Origin of the sequence: Candidatus Solirubrobacter pratensis, assembly GCF_000425945.1 — a bacterium.
GTDB classification, from domain to species: domain Bacteria; phylum Actinomycetota; class Thermoleophilia; order Solirubrobacterales; family Solirubrobacteraceae; genus Solirubrobacter; species Solirubrobacter pratensis.
Window position 1 is genome coordinate 177,783 of record NZ_AUEK01000008.1, and the last position, 17,618, is coordinate 195,400.

Sequence of the window (17,618 nt, forward strand, 5' to 3'; positions counted from 1 at the left end):
CGCCGCGCGGTTACGGTTGGCCCCAATGACCTCGGACCATTACGACGCGATCGTCGTCGGCTCGGGCTTCGGCGGGTCGGTGACGGCGTACCGTCTCGCCGACGCGGGGAAGCGCGTGCTGGTGCTCGAGCGCGGGCGGCCGTATCCGCCCGGCTCGTTCACGCGCAGCCCGTACCGGGCGCGCGAGAGCTTCTGGGACCCAGAGCGCGGCCTGACCGGCATGTACCACTACTGGTCGTTCCGGGGGATCGACTCGCTCGTGTCCGCCGGCCTCGGCGGCGGGTCGCTGATCTACGCGAACGTCTTCATCCGCAAGGACGAGAAGTGGTTCGTCAAGGAGGACCTCGACGACGGCGGCTACGAGTACTGGCCGGTCACGCGCGCGGAGCTCGATCCGCACTACGACAACGTCGAGAAGGTCATCCCGCTGCAGCGCTTCCCGGTCGAGCACGAGCCGTACGCGTCGACGCCGAAGACGATCGCGTTCCGCGAGGCCGCGGAGGCCAACGGGCTCGAGTGGTACCACCCCAAGCTCGCCGTCACCTTCGCCAACGAAGGGCGCCCCCCGGTGCCCGGCGAGGCGATCGAGGAGAAGATCCCGAACCTCCACGGGCGTACGCGCACGACGTGCACGATGACCGGCGAGTGCGACGTCGGCTGCAACGCCGGCGCGAAGAACTCGCTCGACTACACGTACCTGACGCAGGCCAAGCACGCGGGGGCGGAGATCCGCACGCTGTGCGACGTGCGCCGCTTCGAGCCGCTGGAAGGCGGCGGCTACGCGGTCGAGTACGGCGACCTCGGGATCGACCCCACGCGCCCGGTCCAGGTCCGGTTGACCTGCGACCACCTGATCCTGAGCGCCGGGACGCTCGGCACGACCGAGCTGCTGCTGCGCAACCGCGGCGCCTTCCCGCGGCTCTCGCACAAGCTCGGCACGCGCTTCAGCGGCAACGGCGACCTGCTGACGCTCGCGCTCAACACGAGCCGGGTGACCGACGGCGTCCGGACGCCGCGCATCATCGACTCCGGCTACGGCCCGGTGATCACCACGACCGCGCGCATGCCGGGCGCCGAGGACGGCGGCACCGGACGCGGGTTCTACCTGCAGGACGCCGGCTACCCGCAGCACCTCGCGTGGGTCCTGCACGTGATCTCGGCCCCGCAGCAGATCTGGCGCTGGCGCAAGGCGGGCATGTACCTGGTCAAGAACTGGCTCAAGGGCACGCCCGACACCGACGTGACGGCCGAGATCGCCGACCTCATGCTCCCCGGCGCGCTCTCCTCCGGCGGCCTGCCGCTGCTCGGCATGGGCCGCGACATCCCGGACGGCCGCCTGTTCCTGCGCAACGGACGTCTGGACACGAACTGGAGGCGCAAGGAGTCCGACGCCTACTTCGAGCGGCTGCGGACGACCTCGCGCGGCTTCGCCGAGGCGCTCGGCGGCCGCTTCGCGGACAACCCGCTGTGGTTCCTGCGGCGCGTGATCACGGTGCATCCGCTCGGCGGCGCGCCGATGGGCCGCAACCCCCACGAGGGCGTCGTGGACCCGTGGGGCAACGTCTATGGCTATCCCGGGCTGCACGTCGCCGACGGCTCGGTCATGCCGGGGCCGACGGGGCCGAACCCGAGCTTCACGATCGCGGCGCTCGCCGACCGCTTCGCGGACCAGATCATCGAACCCGACCGACGCGCCGCGGAGGCGGCCGCCTCATGACCAGCGTTCGCTTCACCGAGGAGATGCTCGGCCACGTCACGTTCGGCGAGACCGACTTCGCGCGCGGCGCCGCCGGCGACCGCGACGGCGCGGAGTTCCTGAAGTTCCACCTCACCATCGAGGTCGCCGACATGGATCGCTTCTCGCAGGATCCCCTGCGCCATGCGGGCGCGGTCGGCTACCTGCAGTGCGACGCGCTGGGCGGGCGCCTGCCGGTCGAGCGCGGCGACTTCAACCTGTTCGTCGACTCCGCCCCCGGCGTCAAGCGGATGCTCTACCGGCTCTGGTTCCGCGACGGCGTCGGCCACCCGCTGACGCTGACGGGCTTCAAGCTGGTCGAGAACGACGCCGGCTTCGATCTCTGGAAGGACACGACGACGCTCTTCACGCGCGTGCTCAAGGGTCACGTGGAGGAGGGCGCTGAGGCGACCGCCGAGGTCGTCGCCTCGGGCATCCTGAAGATCCGCGTCCAGGACTTCGCCAAGCAGCTCACGACGTTCCGGGCCGGCGGGGCGGGCGGCCTCGGCGACAAGCTCGGCGGGCTGGTCAGGTTCGGCGTCATCTTCGTGAACCAGCTCGCTCAGGTCTACCTGCGCAAGGGTCGGCGCAATGGCGACGTCGCGCAAGGGTAAGCGGCTCGAGGCCGCCAGCCAGGCGGGCCGCAGCAAGACCGGGCGCACGCAGATCCTCGGCGTGCTCGCCGGCGGCGCCGTGATCACCGTGTTCGGCGCCGAGATCGCACGGATCTGGCGGCTCGGGATGCTCCCGCGCTCGCGTCAGATCTCCTCGCCCGAGGATCGCAAGGCCAAGCCGCTGGAGGCGATCGCGGTGATCCGCGAGGGCTACGCGGTGTCGCGGACGCGCGAGAACTCGCTCTTCAACATGCTCGCCTCGTTCACGGTCGCGTTCGGGGTCACGCGCGGGATCACGTGGACGATCCGCGAGAAGGGCGGCTTCGGGCCGATCAAGGACGTGGTCGTCGGTGACCGCCACATCCACCACTTCCTCCCCGGCGGTGTCCTCGCGCTGACGGCGGGCGGCTTCGCGATCGGCACCAAGGGCGACAAGCTCGACAAGTACCTGGCGTTCCCGTTCGGCGTCGGTGTGGCGCTCGTGCTCGACGAGTCGGCGCTGCTGCTGGAGCTCGACGACGTCTACTGGACCGAGGAGGGCGTGCTCAGCGTCCAGATCGCGTTCGCGGCGATCGCGATGCTGTCCGCGCTCGCGTACCTGATCCGCATGCTTCGCCACTCCGAGGCACAGGACTCCGAGACCGACTGGGAGATGGCGGCCAAGGCGTGGGACGACCTGCAGATGAGCTCCGGCGGCATCCCGGGCATCGGGCTCTGACGGGCTAGTTTGATCCCGCGCGCCCGAGGTGCGCAGCGACTTCCTCCCGCCGATGGAGTACCGGGACATCCCGGAGCCGCTCCCGCTGCGCAAGGTGCTCGGCCCGAGCGTGATCCTCGCGGGCGTCGGGGCCGGGTCGGGCGAGTACATCCTCTGGCCCTACATCAGCTCCAACGCCGGGATCGGCTTCCTCTATCTGGCGGTCGTCGGCGTCACGGGCTTCGGCCAGCCGCTCGTGCTGCTGCTGCTGAGCGCGTGCCTCAACGGGATCGTGATGTTCGTCTACTCGATCCTGCTGATCCGCCTGAACCGGGGCGGGCTGCCGCCGGCGATCCGCGTGCACGGGTTCCGCCTGGGCGCGCTGTGCTTCGCGGTGCTCTTCTACGGGTTCTTCGCGGGCTGGTACGTGATCGTGCAGATGGGCGACCTGGTCTGACGTCCGGGGGCGATGCGAACATGCGTTCGTGTCTGAGGCGACCATCCTGCACGCGGATGCCGACTCGTTCTTCGCCTCCGTAGAGCAGCGGGACGACCCGTCGCTGCGCGGCCGGCCGGTGGCCGTGGGCGGCGGGGTCGTCCTCGCCGCGTCATATGAGGCGAAGGCGTTCGGCGTGCGGACGGCGATGGGCGGGGCGACGGCACGGCGGCTGTGCCCTGGGCTGATCGAGGTGCCGCCGCGGTTCAAGGCCTACACCGAGGCCAGCCGGGCGATGTTCGACGTGTTCGAGGACACGTCGCCGGTGGTCGAGGGGTTGTCGATCGACGAGGCGTTCATCGACGTGCGCGGGATGCGGCGGATCGCGGGGTCGCCGGAGGAGATCGCCGCGCGCCTGCGCACACGCGTGCGCGAGGAGGTGGGGCTGCCGGTCACGGTCGGCGTGGCGCGGACGAAGTTCCTCGCCAAGGTCGCCTCCGGGGTGGCGAAGCCCGACGGGCTGCTCATGGTGGCGCCCTCCGAGGAGCTCGCGTTCCTGCGTCCGCTGCCGGTCGAGCGATTGTGGGGCGTCGGGGTCAAGACGGCCGACCGGCTGCACGCGCGCGGCCTGCTGACCGTCGGGCAGGTGGCGGCGCTCGACGAGGGCGTGCTCGTGCGTCTGCTGGGCCGCGCGGCGGGCAAGCAGCTGCACGCGCTGGCGCACAATCGCGACCCGCGGCGGGTGCGGACGGGCGTGCGCCGGGGGTCGATCGGCGCGCAGAGGGCGCTGGGGCGGCGGCCGAGGACCGCGCAGGAGCTCGACGCCACGCTCGTCGCCCTGATCGACAGGGTGGCGCGCCGGATGCGCGCAGCCTCGCGCGCCTGCCGCACCGTCGTGCTGCGGCTGCGGTTCTCGGACTACACGCGCGCGACGCGGTCGCACACGATCACCGAGGCGACGGCGCAGACGCGGACGCTGCTGGGCGTCGCGCGAGAGCTGCTCGCGGCGGCGCGACCGCTGATCGCCGAGCGCGGCCTCACGCTGCTCGGCGTCGCGCTGACGAACCTTCTCAACGCCGACGAGGTGCAGCTCGCGCTGCCGCTCGAGCGTCACCGCCCGACCGCGCTCGACGCGGCGCTGGACTCGGTCCGCGACCGCTACGGCTCCGACGCCATCGTCCGCGCGGTGCTCCTGCACCGCGACCCGGGGATCGCGATGCCGCACCTGCCGGACTGAGCGATGGGCGGCCGCCGACGCCGCTCGTGGCGCGCGACGCCGCCCATCGCGCGTGCCCGGCCGTGCCGCGCGATGCGGCGCCGTCGTGCCTCCGCTCGCCCAGCGTTGCGTCGCATACGCTGAGAACGGGTCCTACAGCGGTCATGAAGCGGCTGCGCCCCCACCGGATCCTCGCTGCCGCGGCCGACGTTTGACGCCTGCCGGGCGACCGACGCGCGACCGACGCGAGGCCGTCCAGCAAGCGGAGCTCGCGCTCGTCCCGGGCCACCGCGCCGTGACCTCCGCGGGGCGGGTGAGCGCTCACGCGCCAAACGATCACGTACGCGAGGGGGTCCGTCGTGGTCGATCGCGCTCGGATAGCGCCCCGGTCTTGATCGAACGCGATCGGTCCGCGCCGCGCGGAGGCGCGTCCCACCAGAAGCGAAGCCTGATCGAAGCCGGAGCCGACGAGCTGACCCGCCGCCAACCGCAGCAGGGCCTCGGCGGAACGCACCCCGTCGGCATCCCGGGGATGTCCGTCGAGCTCGCCGGCGATCTTCCCGCAATCCGGCGGCTCGCCGGCGCCCCCGCGCGCCCGCGCGGGGGCGCGGGCGACCTGCGCTGGTAAGGGCGTGGGTCAGGTTGCCTGCGCGGCTCGCGAGGCCACGATGATCGTTTCGGCGCCGCGCGGCGAGGGGGTGCGCGACGAAGCTTCGAATAGTTCGAAGGTTCGTAAGGCATCCCCCGGCGGGCGGGCGCGATGATGGTCGTACCTGGGCGAAGTGCGCGCGCGCGTGATCGATCGTGATCGGCAAGCCGGCGGGCCGGTTAGACCCGCGCATCCCTTCCCCGCGCAGTTCGCCGATCATGCGACACGTCCGCGGCTACCGCGACCGATCGCCACGATCCTGCAGAAGCGCATCGACGTCGGCGCGATCGGCGCCGTCGCGCTCAGCGGGTCGGGCTGACCGCGTTCCGAAACTCGCAAAACGATTCGGAAGCCGCGCCGTCGCGCCCCACACCGGCGCCGCGCGATGCCGCGCCGTCGTGCCGTGGGGCCACGCCTATGGCGCCGCGGTGCCGCCCGTCGACCCGTCGACCCGTATGCTCGCCGCGTGCCATCGACCCCCGCCGAGACGTTCCTGGTCGTCGATGGCGAGAACATCGACGCGACGCTGGGGGCGAGCGTGCTCGGGAGGCGTCCCGCCTCGGAGGAGCGGCCGCGCTGGGATCGGGTGCGCGACTACGCCCGCGCGGTCTGGGACCAGCCCGTGCGCGGGCTGTTCTTCCTCAACGCGTCCGGCAGCCTGCCGATGGCGTTCGTCCAGGCGCTCACCGCCCTCAGCTACCGGCCGGTGCTGCTCAGCGGACCGGCCGACGTCAAGGTCGTCGACGTCGCCATCCAGCGCACGCTCGACGCGCTGGCCGAGCGCGGCCACGGCGACGTCCTGCTCGCCAGCCACGACGGCGACTTCGCGCCGCACATCGCGCTGCTCGCGGAGCAGCCGGAGCGGCGCATCGGGCTGCTCGGGTTCCGCGAGCTGATGAGCAGCGCGCTGACCGAGATCGGCGGCGTCGAGCTCTATGACCTCGAGGACGACGTCGGCGCGTTCACCGTGGCGCTGCCGCGCGTGCGCGTGATCCCGATCGAGCGCTTCGACCCGTGGACGCTGCTCACGTAGCCAGCCGGACCTCGAGGTCGCGCGCGATGAGCGCCGCGGCCGGCACCGCGCCGCGGACGAAGCCGAAGAACGGGCCGAAGTCGCGCGTCGCCGCGAAGCCGGGGATGTAGAGGCCGGGGAGGCTGGTGCCGAAGGACGCGTCGAGGTCGGGGAAGCCGCCGGTGCTCGCGACCGGCGGCAGATACGGGACGCGGGCGATGTCGGCGCGGTAGCCGCAGGCGAACACGATCCTGTCGGCGTGCAGGCGGGTGCCGTCGGACAGCTCGAGCTCGCCGCCCGCGGGCGGCGCCACCACCTCGACGCCCGCGTGCCGGTGGACCGGCAGCCGCGCGAGCCTCGGCGCGAGCCAGTACTCGAGCGTGAGCCGGCCGACGTCCCAGAACTGCTGCCCGATCGCCTCGCGCCCGGCCGCGGGCAGCCGCCGCCACCAGCCCGGCACCGCGAGCGTCCGCTCGATGTGCGGCTCCACGAACGCCCAGCTCACGCGATCGAAGCGCGGCTCGGGATGGCGGTGGACGACGTCCACACGCTCGGCGCCCGCCTCGCCGATCAGCGCCGCCCACTCGTACGCGCTCTGGCGCCCGCCGACGATCACCACGCGGGCGCCCGCCAGCTCGTCGAAGCCGACGAGATCGACCGTGTGCGCGCCGACTCCGGCGCCCCACTCGGGGATGACGCCGAAGTGCGCGATGCCGGGCGCGGCGATCACGGCGCGGGCCGAGATCACGGCCCCGCTCGCGAGCGTGGCGACGAACCCGCGCGAAGCCGCGTCGCCGGCCGGCGCGACCGTGACGACCACCTCGTCGCGGACCGCGATCCCCGCCTTCGCCGCGAACCAGTCGGCGTACTCGAGATAGCGCGCGATCGGGATCGGGTCGGGACTGACGGGGTCGAACGCCTCGAACGTGAGCTCTGCCGCGACGTCGAGGTGCCAGTCCGGACCCGAGCGGAGGAACATCCCGGCGGGCATGTGCTCGCGCCAGAAGCTCATCGGCCGCCCGAGGACCTCGACCGAGAGCCCCAGGCGCCGGGCCGCGTGTGCCGCCGCGAGGCCGTAGGGACCGGCGCCGATGACGAGGACGTCCGTCACACGCGCAGGAGGATCGCCTCTCCCTGACCTCCGCCGCCGCACAGGGTGGCGACGCCCAGGCCTCCGCCGCGGCGGCGCAGCTCGTACGCCAGCGTGAGCACGAGCCGGAGCCCGGATGCGGCGAGCGGGTGCCCGAGCGCGACCGCGCCGCCGTTGACGTTCACGCGTTCCTCGTCGATCCCAAGCGCCGCCGCCGACGCCAGCACGACGCCCGCGAACGCCTCGTTGATCTCCCACAGCGCGATGTCGCGGGCGTCGAGCCCGTGGCGTTCGAGCAGCTTCGCCGACGCCTCCGCCGGGCGCAGGTGCAGCGTCGAGTCCGGCCCGGCGACGACCGCGCGGCCGACGATCTCCGCCAGCGGCTCGACCCCCGCGTCAGACGCCGCGGCAGCCGACGTGACCACCCCGGCGACGCCGCCGTCGGAGACCTGCGACGCGTTCCCCGCCGTGATCGTGCCGTCGCGCGAGAACGCGGGCGCGAGCGCGGCGAGCGCCTCGTAGGAGCTCTCGCGAGCGCCTTCGTCGAGCGCGAAGTCCCCCACCGGGGCGATCTCCTGCGCCAGGCGCTCTCGGCCCGCCAGCGCCCGCGCGTGCGAGCGCGCCGAGAACTCGTCCTGCGCCTCGCGCGAGATCCCCAGCCGCGCGTTCTCCAGATCCGACATGCCGCCCATGCCGGCGTCGGCGATCGAGCAGTAGAGGCCGTCGTGGAGCATCACGTCGACGAGCGGCCGGTCCCCCATCCTCGTCGCCGGCCGCATCCGCACGGCGTGGGGCGCGCGCGTCATCGAGTCGAAGCCGCCCACGAGCACACACGCCGCCTCCTGCTCGCGCAGCATCGCCGCCGCCAGCGCCACCGCGCTCATGCTCGCGAGGCAGACGTCGTTCAGCGTGATGCCGGGAACCGTCCGCCCCACGCCGCCCTGCAGCGCCGCCCGCCGCCCCGGGTTCTGGCCGTTGGCCGCCTGCAGCACGTTGCCCATGGCGACGTAGTCGGGCTCGAGGCCGCCGGCCCGCGAGAGCGCGGCGGACACCGCGTGCGCGCCCAGCGACACCGGGTCGACCCCGGCCAGGGCGCCCTGGAAGCGGCCGATCGGCGTCCGGGCGCCCGCCACGAGCACCGCGGTCATGACGCGCTCGCGGCCGCCGCGCGCAACGCCACGCGGAAGTGGATCCGGATCCGGGTGCCCCCGTCGTCGGGCCGCTCGATGTTCATCTCGTGCGCCACCGCGCCGATCACGGAAAGGCCGAGCCCGAGCCCCGGGGAGTCGGGGTTCGGCTGCATGCCGCACCCGTAGTCGCGCACGACCACGACCAGCCCGTCCGCCCGCGCACAGGCCACGACGCGCATCTGCCCGGGCGCGCCGTCGCGGTACGCGTGCACGACCGCGTTGGTCGCCGCCTCGGTGATCGCGAGCGCCACGTCCCCCGCCGCGGCGAGCATGTGCCGCTCCGCGAACGCAACCACCTCGTGGCGCACCTGCCCGATGGAGGTGGGGATCGCCGCGAGCCGCAGCTCGAGGCGTTCGAGTTCCGCGCGGGTCGACGTCTGCCCAAAGATACCTACATGGGCGCCGCCAGCCAGCGCAATGCCCGCAGACCGGGGCGGACGAGGTACTCGCCCCCGCGCACCGTCACGAAGTTCGGCAGCCGCCCGAGCACCACGGGACGGGAGCCTTGGACGACCATGCGACCGCCGCCGTTCTGGTGGTAGCCGATGATCGGGTCGCGATCGTCGCCGACCCCGAACGGATCGCCGTCGTCCACCCAGCGCGACTGGATCACCTCGAACTGCCGCTCGATGTCCGCCTGGTAGCACTTGAAGATCAGCCCGCGGTCCACGCCGTCGTCCTCGACGGCGCCGTCCGGCAGCGGCGGCCCATAGGCGCGACCGCGGCGGATGATCCGGTGGCGGTCCGAGAGCTTGCCGCCGAAGAACCCGTCGTGGTCGCGTGGGTTCGCCCGCCGCACGTGGGCGCCGACCGGGCACGCCATGCCGGCCGGATCGTCGCAGTAGCGGAAGTCGTTCACGCGCTGCGGGTCGCCGGCGATCGCCGGGTCCGGGCCGTGCGGGGACGCGACCAGCGGCGTCCCGTCCTGCCAGCGCCCGACCATCTTGGCCGCGAGCCGCGCCGGATCCTCGCCCGGGAACGAGCCGAGATACGTCCGCAACCGCTCCGGATGCATCCGCATCTTGCGGTAGACGACGAACGTCGAGTGCCGGTCGAACGGCGGCGCCGGGGCGATCGGGAAGCCGCCGTCCTGGTCGCGGCAGCCGAGCACGAACTCACCCGCGGCCAGCGAGCGCCAGCCGCCGCCCTCGTTCGGCAGCCCGTCGCCGGGCCGCGGCTCGGCGCCCGAGCCCTCGATCGCCGGCTGGGCGATCCCGTCCTTGAAGCCGAAGTGGTCGTGCCCCTCGGGCAGGACCTTCGACCGCTGCTCGTGCACGACCTCGACGGCGCCGCCGGCCGCGTCCAGCGACTCCTGCAGCCGCGCGCGCGCCCGCTCCAGCGCCGCGTCGTCGATGCCGTAGAGCGAGACGAGCACGTGCGCGTCGCCGGTTCCGAGACCCGGCTCCCAGCGCGAGGGCGCGCTGTCGCCGCGGTCCCCCAGCAGGTCGGCGCGTGCCGCCATGCCGTCGCGGAAGTCCTCCGGGAACGTGGCCAGCATCGGCGCCGGCACGCCGAGCGCCGCCAGGCCGGCGAACGTGAACGCGAGGTTGAGCGTGTCCGGCGGCATCTCGTCCCACGGCTCGGCGGACGTCACCCCGGGCATGAGCCCGTGCAGCCATGCCCGGCCCAGCACGGCGTCCGCGACGCGCACGAAGACGTACGCGCCGGACTCGTGCGTGTAGCCGCGCAGCAGGTTGCCCTGCAGATCCTCCACGTCGATGCCCGTCCGCGAGCGCTGCCGCCGCGGGAGCAGATCCGGTCGAGCGCGCATCACGGACGCATCAACGCCCGGAAGGCGGCCTGCAGCTCGGCATCGCTCATGTTGCGCTCGTTCTCCACGAGTTCGCCGAAGCCTGTCTGCACGCGCAGCGCCTCCTGCACCTCCTGGACCTTCTTGAACGGCCACGGCGTCAGCAGGTACCCGTTGTCCTTGCGGTGCGTCGTGACCCAGGCGGCGAACGCCGCCGGGTCCGCCGTCCCCGGGAAGCCCACGCAGTGGCCGAAGATCGCGTCGGCCTCCTCGCGGACCTGGACCGCGAGGTCGCGCAGCAGCGGCTCCAGCTCGCCGTCGTGGCTCGTCGTGAAGATCAGGTAGGACTGGTCGAGCGATTCGGGCACCTGCGGCGGTCCTTGGTAGACGAGGTCACGGATCACGTGCAGGCGGGAGAAGTGCAGCTGCGGCAGCCGCTTCAGCGGCGAGTCCAGCGGATCGAGCGAGGCGAGGTGCGCCTCCAGCGCGTCCTCGTGCCCGGGCAAGATCGGGATCAGCGACGTCAGCCCGTACGCGCTGCCGTACTTGTTCGGATCGAGCTGGGTGACCAGCTTGAGCGTGTCGCGCAGGCCCATCAGAGATGCAGCTGGAGGTCGGCGACGGCGGCGTCGAACGCCGTCCGGAACTCGGCCGGGCTCATGCTGCCGGCCGCCTGCTCGAGCTCGCGCAGGCGCTCATGGGCTTCGAGCGCCGCCATCGTCATCTTCACGCTCGCTTGCGGATACGCGGAGTGGTAGTGGCCGCCCTCGAGGCTGTTCATCGCGATCCAGCGCTTCAGCGGCTCGGCCGGCGGCGGCCCCGGGAACGCGAAGCCGCGGCCCCAGATGACGCGGATGTCCTTCGGGATCACATACGCGAATGCGTCGATGTACTGCCGCCACGGGATGTCGAAGTTGCTCTCGAACAGGAGGTAGGAGTACTTCTTCTTCTCGTTCGGGGCGAACTCGCGGAAGATCGCCCAGCGCACGTAGTAGATGAACTTGAACTGCAGGCTGTGATCGCGGAAGTACGTGTGGTAGCGCGCACTGCGCATCACGAGCCACAGGAACGGGACCCAGAACGGACGGATCGGCGTCAACAGGGTGAGGGCGCGGGCGCGGCCCGCGACGTTGCCGCCGTGCGGCTTCGCGGCGGGGGCCTCGGTGGGTGCGGGCGCGGTTTCGACTGCCATCGCGTGCCAAGCTAGTGCGGCGTGACGCGGCCCGTCAAGCGCGGTGACCCCCTTTCCCTGGCCGGTCGAGTCCTGTACGTTCGCCGCGATGAGCACGAGCACCATGCCCGCGGATGCCGCGGCCTCCAAGTCCGCTCCTCCGTCCGGCCGCTCGCGCGACAACGGCGTGATCGAGCTCGTCCGGTTCCTCTCGAACCCGTTGACGTACCTCGACGCCCTCCGCGAGGACGGGCGCGACGTCGTCCCGTTCAAGCTCGGCAACCTTCCGGCGCACCTCGTCACCAAGCCCGAGTACCTCAAGCTCGCGATGTTCAATGAGGACTGGCCGCCGATCTCGCGCGGGCGCCTCATGGGCCTGTCGAAGTGGTACACGGAGGGGCTCTTCCTCTCCTACGGTCCGGAGCACCATCGTCAGCGCGACGACCTCTGGAAGCCGCTCTTCAACGACCCGCTGATCACCGACATCGCGGTCGAGCGCACGCGCAAGAAGGCCGACTCGTGGGTCGAGGGCCGGCCGATCGAGCTGTACAAGGAGCTGCGGTCGCACTGCTGGGCGATCGACTGGCAGGCCCTGACCGGCACCGATCTCGACGCGGCGCCGGACATCCTGGAGGCGCTCGGGCTCGGCGTCGAGGCGCTGGCCTGGCTCGTGCTTCCGTTCGGCCCGGCGCGCTGGAACTGGCCGCTCCCGCAGAGCAAGAAGACGCGCGAGGCCAAGCGCAAGCTGGACTCGGTGATCGCGCTGATGATCGCCGAGCGCCGCTCGCGCATCGGCGCCGACGGCTCCGGTCCGGTTCCCGGGGAGGACTTCCTCACCCAGCTCGTGCGGCTCGCCGACGCCGACGGCTCGATCACCTCCGACGAGCAGGTCCGCGCGACGTTCAAGATGTGGTTCGGCGCCGACCAGCTGCACGCGCTGTTCACCTGGACGCTGTGGCTGCTGTCGCAGAACCCCGAGGTCGAGACGCGCTGGCACGCCGAGCTGGACTCCGTGCTGGGCGACCGCCCGGTGACCGTGGACGACATGCGCTCGCTGCCGTACACGATCAAGATCCTGCACGAGTCGATGCGCGTCTACCCGCCGGTGTGGGGCTTCTTCCGGATGATGACCGAGGACTATCGCCTCGGCGACACGGTGATCCCGAAGGGCCACCTGATGGGCATGAGCCCGTGGGCGACGCACCGCGACCCGCGCTACTGGCCCGACCCCGAGCGCTTCGACCCGGAGCGCTGGTCGGAGGGCGCCGAGCGTCCGCCGGAGCTCTCCTACTTCCCGTTCAGCGCCGGCCCGTACGAGTGCCACGGCCGCGGGCTGGCGATGAAGGAGGCGGTCCTGATCCTCGCCACGCTCGGCCAGCGCTGGGCCTACCGCCCCGCCGGCCCGGAGCCCAAGCCGTCCGCGACGTGGGCGACCGAGCCGAAGAAGGGCGCCCTGATGAAGCCGGTCCCACGCGTTTGAGCGCGGTGGCGGCGCCGGCCGGGGCGCGGCGTCGCGGCGCGGTCCAGCTCGCACGCTTCGGAGCCGACCCGCTCGCCTACCTGGACGGCGCCCGGGCGCTCGAGGGGGACGTCCTCTCGACGCGGCTGGGCAGCAAGACCGTGCATCTGGTGCGGCGCCCGGAGCTGATCCACGCCGCGCTGGTCGACGAGGACTGGCCGCCGTTCTCGCGCGGGCGCCTGATGGCGCTCGACAAGTGGTACTCGGGCGGCCTGATCCTGACCGAGGGCGCCGAGCACCACCGCCAGCGCGACACGCTGTGGAAGCCGCTGCTCGAGGATCCGCGCACGCTCGAGGTCGCGCGTGAGCGCACGGAGCGCTGGGCGGGCGAGATCGAGGGCACCATCGTCGAGCTCTTCTCCGCGTCGCGCGCGCACGTGTGGGGGATCGACTGGGCGGCGCTCACCGGCGAGGAGCTCACGCCCGAGCTGCTGCGCGCGCAGGAGGCGGGAGTCGCCGCGCTCGTCTGGCTGCTCGGCCCGTTCGGCCCGCGCCGCTGGAGCACGCCGGCCGGCGCCCGCACGCGCGCGGCGCGGCGCCGGCTGGACGCGGCGATCGACGTGGCGATCGCGGCGCGGCGGGCGCAGCCGGCCGGCGATCTCCTCAGCCGGCTCGTCGCACTCGAGCCGGACGATCAGACCGTGCAGGCCACCGTCAAGCAGTGGCTCGGCGCCGACCAGCTGATGGGCATCTTCACCTGGGGCCTGCACCTGCTGGCGCGCCACCCGGAGATCGAAGCGCGCTGGCACGCATCGCTCGACGCGGGCGACACCGGCTACACGGTCCGCGTGATCAAGGAGACGCTGCGGCTGTTCCCGCCGGTCTGGAGCTTCTTCCGCGAGGTCACCGCGGACTACCGGCTCGGCGACCACGTGATCCCGGAGGGCGACCTGCTGGTCCTCAGCCCGTACTTCACCCATCGCGACGAGACCGTCTGGGAGGAGCCGCTGCGGTTCGATCCCGATCGCTGGGACGTCCGCCCCGCGCCCGGCGCCTACTTCCCGTTCTCGGCCGGCCCCTACGAGTGCCACGCGCACGACCTGGCGATGCGCGAGGCCGTCCTGATCCTCACCACGCTCGGGCGCCGGCTCCGCTTCAAGCCGATGCGCGAGGACCCGCCCCGGCCGCTGGCGACCGGGGCGATCGTCCCCAAGGGCGGGCTGCGGATGCGGGTCCTACCGCGCGGCTAGCGCGGGCTCGGTCGGCTCGGCGGGCGGCGCCTTCGGGCCCGAGGACTCGAAGTCCACGTCGGGCAGGATGCGGTCCAGGCTCTTCGGCAGCCACCAGTTCCACTTGCCCATCAGCTCCATCGTCGAGGGCACGAGGATCAGGCGCACGACCGTCGCGTCGAGGAAGATCGCCACGGCCAGGCCGACGCCGATCTCCTTCACCTGCGGCAGGCCCGCCGCCGCGAAGATCAGGAACACCAGGACCATGATGATGGCGGCGCTGGAGATCGTCTTCGCCGAGTCCGACAGGCCGCCGGCGACCGCCGCCCGGTTGTCGCCGGTCTCGTTGTAGCGCTCCTTGATGCGGCTGAGCAGGAACACCTCGTAGTCCATCGAGAGGCCGAAGACGATCGCGAGGATCAGCGGCGGCGTGAGCGAGTTGACGTAGCCGAGGTGGTCGAAGTTGATCAGCGAGTCGATCCAGCCGTACTGGAAGACCACGACCAGCACGCCATAGGCCGCGCCGACCGACAGCAGATTCATCACGACCGCCTTCAGCGGCAGGATGACCGACCGCATCAACACGAGCAGCACCAGGTAGCTGAAGATCATCACGAACAGGGCGACCTTCCACAGCGAGCCGGAGATCAGGTCCGTGAAGTCGTGGTCCTGCGCCGCGGCGCCGCCGACATTGACCGTCGCGCCCGTGAGCGCCGACGACGGGCCGCCCGCACCGCGGATCGTCTGCACGAGCGCGAACGTCTGATCGCTCTCCGGCGGGTTGGCCGACGTCACCTCGAGCAGCACGAGATGCCCGTCGCGCGAGACAACCGGCTTCGCGACGCCGTCCTGCGCGACGCCCGGCAGCTTCTGGATCGCGGCGGCGAACTGATCCACCTGTGCGGAGTCGACCCGCTTGTCGCCGAAGTCGGCGACGACCTGCACCGGCCCGCCCGCGCCCGGGCCCGCGGCCTGGGCGGCGAGCTGGATGCCCTGCGCCGTCTCGAAGTTCGACGGCAGCTGCGCCGTCGCGCCGGTGCCCCACTTCAGCGACAGCGCCGGGATCGCGATGACGAGCATGAGCACCGTGGCGGCGGTGGCATAGAGCACCGGCCGGTCCATCAGCCGATTGGTCCAGCGCGTCCAGAACGGGTCGACGCCTTCGCGCGGCGGCCGGCTGAGCTTCGCGACGACCTTGCCGATCACCTTGCCAGGCTCGTACGCGCGGTGGCCGAGCGTCTTGATCAGCGCCGGCAGCAGCGTGACGGCGGCGAGGATGGCGATCGCGACGACGACGATCGCGCCGATCGCCATCGAGTGCATCGTCTTGGAGTTGATCAGGAACAGGCCGGCGAGCGCGATGATCACGGTCACGCCGGAGAAGGCCACGGCGAGTCCGGAGGTGCGCATCGCGGTCTGGCGCGCCTCGTCCTCGGACGCCCCCCGGCGGATCTCCTCACGGTATCTCGACAGCACGAACAGCGAGTAGTCGACCGCCACGCCGATGCCGAGCATCGAGGCGATGTTGGTGACGAAGATCGACATCTGGAGCGCCTGCGAGAGGAAGAAGACGACCGCGCCGGTGACCGCCACGGCGACGAAGCCGAGGCTGAGCGGCAGCAGCGCCGCGGCGACGCTGCCGAAGATCAGCAGCAGCACGATGAAGACGATCGGGAAGCCGATGAACTCGGCGCTCTCGAGGTCCTTCTTGGAGAGGTCTTGCATGCCCGCCCACAGCGCCTGCTGGCCCACGAGGTGGATCGGCACCGCGGCGTCTCCGCCGTCCAGGATGCCGGCGTTCTTGCGGATCTCCGCCGCGGCGTCGGCGGTCGTGTCGGCCGAGCCGGTCACCTTCAGCGCCATCAGGACGATCGGCTGGTCGGAGGCCGCGCGCGCGGCCTGCACGTTCTGGTCCACCACGGCCACGCCGTCGACGCCCTTGGTGCCGTCGACCGCCTTGGTGATCGCCGCGTCCAGCGCCGCCTTGTCCTGCGCCTTGTTGTTGAAGACGAAGACCAGCTTCTCGGACTCGACGCCGGGGAACTGCTTGATCGAGTCGGCCACGAACGTCGACTGGGACCCCGGCACCTCGAACCCGCCCGCGGTCAGGTGCTTCGTCTGCATCGCGAAGAACGGGAGCGAGACCACCAACAGGACGATCCATGCGCCCAGGACGAATCGGCGGCGGCGCGAGATGAAGCTCCCGAGCCGGTCCATGGCTGCTTGCATCCCCGCTTTGTAACCGAGAAGCGGAGGCCCGTGGGATTTTCTCCTGCCCTTTCGGCCTTGCAATCCTGACCGAACCGGGGATAGAACAGCGCGATGGAGTCCGCAACCGCCGTCCGCACCCCGGACCTGCCGCGCGCCGAGGTGCACGATGTCACGACCTCCGACGGCACCGAGGTCCGCCTCACCAGGTACCGGATGGGCTCCAAGGGCCCGCTCGTGATGGCCCCCGGCTACGGCAACGCCGCGCGCGCGTTCGCGGTCGACACGGTGCCGAAGAACTTCGTCGAGTACCTCGGCGAGCACGGCTACGACGTCTGGCTGCTCGACTACCGCGCCAGCCCCGACCTGCCGTCGAGCTGGAACCAGTTCACGGTCGACGACATCGCGCTGCGCGACTGGCCGGCGGCGATCGGCCATGTCCGTGCGCAGACCGGCTCAGACACCGTGCAGGCGCTCGGTCATTGCGTCGGCGGGCTCTCGCTGTTCATGGCGATCGGCGGCGGCCTGGAGGGCCTGCGCTCGGCCACGTTCTCCGCGCTCGCCGGCCACCCGATCCCGACGTTCGGCAACAAGGTCCGCGCCGGCGTGCGGCTCGCCTCGCTGTTCAAGGCGCTCGGGATCCACGGCCTCAACACCGACTACGACCGGCGCGCGCTGCAGGACAAGGCGGTCGAGCTGCTGATGCGCGCGCTGCCGTTCCGCCACGTCTACGACTCGCCAGTCGCGCGCCGGATCTACTTCGTCTACGGCGACGTCTTCCAGTACGAGAACATCAACCGCGCGACGATGGAGGAGGCCGTCCCGGGCTTCTTCGGCAACGGCAACATCACGTTCTTCGAGCACATCTCGCTGATGATCCGGGCGAGCGCCGCGCGCGACGCGCACGGCAAGGACGTCTATCTCTCCAACCTGGACGCCTATCGGATGCCGATCAACTTCCTGACGGGCGAGAATAACCGCATGTTCGTGCCGAGGGGTCTGCAGCGCAGCTACGAGACGCTGCGCAAGGCCAACGACCCCGGCCTGTACAGCCACCACGTGTTCAAGGACTACGCGCACCTCGACATGTGGCTGGGGACGAACGCCGAACGGGACACCTTCCCCACCGCCCTCGCCGAGCTGGAGCGCCACAACTAGCCAT

18 protein-coding genes are annotated in these 17,618 nt (G+C 71.8%); 11 read left to right on the forward strand and 7 right to left on the reverse strand.

Going from position 1 to position 17,618, the window contains the following annotated elements; all coding sequences use genetic code 11:
• The first annotated feature begins 25 nt into the window (after nt 1-25).
• From H958_RS36520 to H958_RS0111280, 8 genes are all read left to right on the forward strand, one after another.
• Nucleotides 26-1,717: a GMC oxidoreductase gene (locus H958_RS36520; RefSeq protein ID WP_037409898.1), complete on the forward strand. Its 1,692-nt coding sequence runs from the start codon at nt 26-28 to the stop codon at nt 1,715-1,717.
• A complete protein-coding gene (locus tag H958_RS0111250) occupies nt 1,714-2,349 on the forward strand; it encodes a hypothetical protein (RefSeq protein WP_028058743.1) in 636 nt (211 codons plus the stop codon). The genes H958_RS36520 and H958_RS0111250 overlap by 4 nt, the downstream gene beginning before the upstream one ends.
• Complete coding sequence (locus H958_RS43180) at nt 2,327-3,067, forward strand: hypothetical protein (protein ID WP_051324110.1); 741 nt, start codon at nt 2,327-2,329, stop codon at nt 3,065-3,067. The genes H958_RS0111250 and H958_RS43180 overlap by 23 nt, the downstream gene beginning before the upstream one ends.
• A gap of 52 nt (nt 3,068-3,119) precedes the next feature.
• Nucleotides 3,120-3,503, forward strand: a complete 384-nt coding sequence (locus tag H958_RS0111260) for a hypothetical protein (RefSeq protein WP_231379226.1) — start codon at nt 3,120-3,122, stop codon at nt 3,501-3,503.
• 28 nt (nt 3,504-3,531) lie between these two features.
• A complete protein-coding gene (dinB, locus tag H958_RS0111265) occupies nt 3,532-4,719 on the forward strand; it encodes a DNA polymerase IV (RefSeq protein ID WP_028058745.1) in 1,188 nt (395 codons plus the stop codon).
• 370 nt (nt 4,720-5,089) lie between these two features.
• Entirely contained in the window at nt 5,090-5,326 is a 237-nt protein-coding gene (locus tag H958_RS0111270) for a hypothetical protein (protein ID WP_028058746.1), read from the forward strand.
• 154 nt (nt 5,327-5,480) lie between these two features.
• Nucleotides 5,481-5,666 carry a hypothetical protein gene (locus H958_RS0111275; protein ID WP_028058747.1) on the forward strand — a complete coding sequence of 62 codons (186 nt, stop codon included), beginning with the start codon at nt 5,481-5,483 and terminating at the stop codon, nt 5,664-5,666.
• 147 nt (nt 5,667-5,813) lie between these two features.
• Nucleotides 5,814-6,380: an NYN domain-containing protein gene (locus tag H958_RS0111280; protein WP_028058748.1), complete on the forward strand. Its 567-nt coding sequence runs from the start codon at nt 5,814-5,816 to the stop codon at nt 6,378-6,380.
• Here the strand turns inward: H958_RS0111280 and H958_RS0111285 are convergent.
• Genes H958_RS0111285 through H958_RS0111310 form a run of 6 tightly spaced genes read right to left on the reverse strand, consistent with a single transcriptional unit; the run spans nt 6,373 to nt 11,581 of the window.
• Nucleotides 6,373-7,470 (reverse strand): NAD(P)-binding domain-containing protein, encoded by a 1,098-nt coding sequence (locus tag H958_RS0111285; protein ID WP_028058749.1) that lies wholly within the window; start codon nt 7,468-7,470, stop codon nt 6,373-6,375. The genes H958_RS0111280 and H958_RS0111285 overlap by 8 nt on opposite strands.
• Entirely contained in the window at nt 7,467-8,597 is a 1,131-nt protein-coding gene (locus tag H958_RS0111290) for an acetyl-CoA C-acyltransferase (RefSeq protein WP_028058750.1), read from the reverse strand. Before H958_RS0111290 ends, H958_RS0111285 begins: the two co-directional genes overlap by 4 nt.
• Nucleotides 8,594-9,058, reverse strand: coding sequence for an ATP-binding protein (locus H958_RS47485; RefSeq protein WP_255325422.1), 465 nt, complete (start codon nt 9,056-9,058; stop codon nt 8,594-8,596). Before H958_RS47485 ends, H958_RS0111290 begins: the two co-directional genes overlap by 4 nt.
• On the reverse strand, nt 9,031-10,410 hold the full coding sequence (locus H958_RS46205) for a Dyp-type peroxidase (protein WP_051324113.1): 1,380 nt from the start codon (nt 10,408-10,410) through the stop codon (nt 9,031-9,033). Before H958_RS46205 ends, H958_RS47485 begins: the two co-directional genes overlap by 28 nt.
• On the reverse strand, nt 10,410-10,985 hold the full coding sequence (locus tag H958_RS0111305) for a hypothetical protein (RefSeq protein WP_028058752.1): 576 nt from the start codon (nt 10,983-10,985) through the stop codon (nt 10,410-10,412). The genes H958_RS46205 and H958_RS0111305 overlap by 1 nt, the downstream gene beginning before the upstream one ends.
• Nucleotides 10,985-11,581 carry a hypothetical protein gene (locus H958_RS0111310; RefSeq protein WP_081685787.1) on the reverse strand — a complete coding sequence of 199 codons (597 nt, stop codon included), beginning with the start codon at nt 11,579-11,581 and terminating at the stop codon, nt 10,985-10,987. The genes H958_RS0111305 and H958_RS0111310 overlap by 1 nt, the downstream gene beginning before the upstream one ends.
• Nucleotides 11,582-11,669: 88 nt before the next feature.
• Between H958_RS0111310 and H958_RS43190 the strand changes: the two genes are divergently transcribed.
• Both H958_RS43190 and H958_RS43195 read left to right on the forward strand, forming a co-directional pair.
• The gene (locus H958_RS43190) at nt 11,670-13,040 is read left to right on the forward strand and encodes a cytochrome P450 (RefSeq protein ID WP_081685788.1); all 1,371 of its coding nucleotides are present in this window, start codon (nt 11,670-11,672) and stop codon (nt 13,038-13,040) included.
• A 5-nt stretch (nt 13,041-13,045) separates the two neighbouring features.
• Entirely contained in the window at nt 13,046-14,269 is a 1,224-nt protein-coding gene (locus H958_RS43195; RefSeq protein ID WP_028058754.1) for a cytochrome P450, read from the forward strand.
• Here H958_RS43195 and H958_RS36545 read toward each other — a convergent pair.
• On the reverse strand, nt 14,255-16,477 hold the full coding sequence (locus H958_RS36545; protein WP_231379227.1) for an MMPL family transporter: 2,223 nt from the start codon (nt 16,475-16,477) through the stop codon (nt 14,255-14,257). The genes H958_RS43195 and H958_RS36545 overlap by 15 nt on opposite strands.
• 93 nt (nt 16,478-16,570) lie before the next feature.
• Here H958_RS36545 and H958_RS47490 point away from each other — a divergent pair, with 93 nt between their 5' ends.
• A complete protein-coding gene (locus H958_RS47490) occupies nt 16,571-17,614 on the forward strand; it encodes a hypothetical protein (RefSeq protein ID WP_051324116.1) in 1,044 nt (347 codons plus the stop codon).
• The last annotated feature ends 4 nt before the right edge of the window (nt 17,615-17,618 follow it).

Excerpts from the sequence above, each read along its gene's own strand:
- H958_RS36520 (WP_037409898.1), top strand. The coding sequence starts at position 26 with ATGACCTCGGACCATTACGACGCGATCGTCGTCGGCTCGGGCTTCGGC.
- H958_RS0111290 (WP_028058750.1), bottom strand. The coding sequence starts at position 8,597 with ATGACCGCGGTGCTCGTGGCGGGCGCCCGGACGCCGATCGGCCGCTTC.
- H958_RS0111250 (WP_028058743.1), top strand. The coding sequence starts at position 1,714 with ATGACCAGCGTTCGCTTCACCGAGGAGATGCTCGGCCACGTCACGTTC.
- H958_RS36545 (WP_231379227.1), bottom strand. The coding sequence starts at position 16,477 with ATGCAAGCAGCCATGGACCGGCTCGGGAGCTTCATCTCGCGCCGCCGC.
- H958_RS0111305 (WP_028058752.1), bottom strand. The coding sequence starts at position 10,985 with ATGGGCCTGCGCGACACGCTCAAGCTGGTCACCCAGCTCGATCCGAAC.
- H958_RS0111310 (WP_081685787.1), bottom strand. The coding sequence starts at position 11,581 with ATGGCAGTCGAAACCGCGCCCGCACCCACCGAGGCCCCCGCCGCGAAG.
- H958_RS0111260 (WP_231379226.1), top strand. The coding sequence starts at position 3,120 with ATGGAGTACCGGGACATCCCGGAGCCGCTCCCGCTGCGCAAGGTGCTC.
- H958_RS43190 (WP_081685788.1), top strand. The coding sequence starts at position 11,670 with ATGAGCACGAGCACCATGCCCGCGGATGCCGCGGCCTCCAAGTCCGCT.
- H958_RS43180 (WP_051324110.1), top strand. The coding sequence starts at position 2,327 with ATGGCGACGTCGCGCAAGGGTAAGCGGCTCGAGGCCGCCAGCCAGGCG.
- H958_RS46205 (WP_051324113.1), bottom strand. The coding sequence starts at position 10,410 with ATGCGCGCTCGACCGGATCTGCTCCCGCGGCGGCAGCGCTCGCGGACG.
- H958_RS47490 (WP_051324116.1), top strand. The coding sequence starts at position 16,571 with ATGGAGTCCGCAACCGCCGTCCGCACCCCGGACCTGCCGCGCGCCGAG.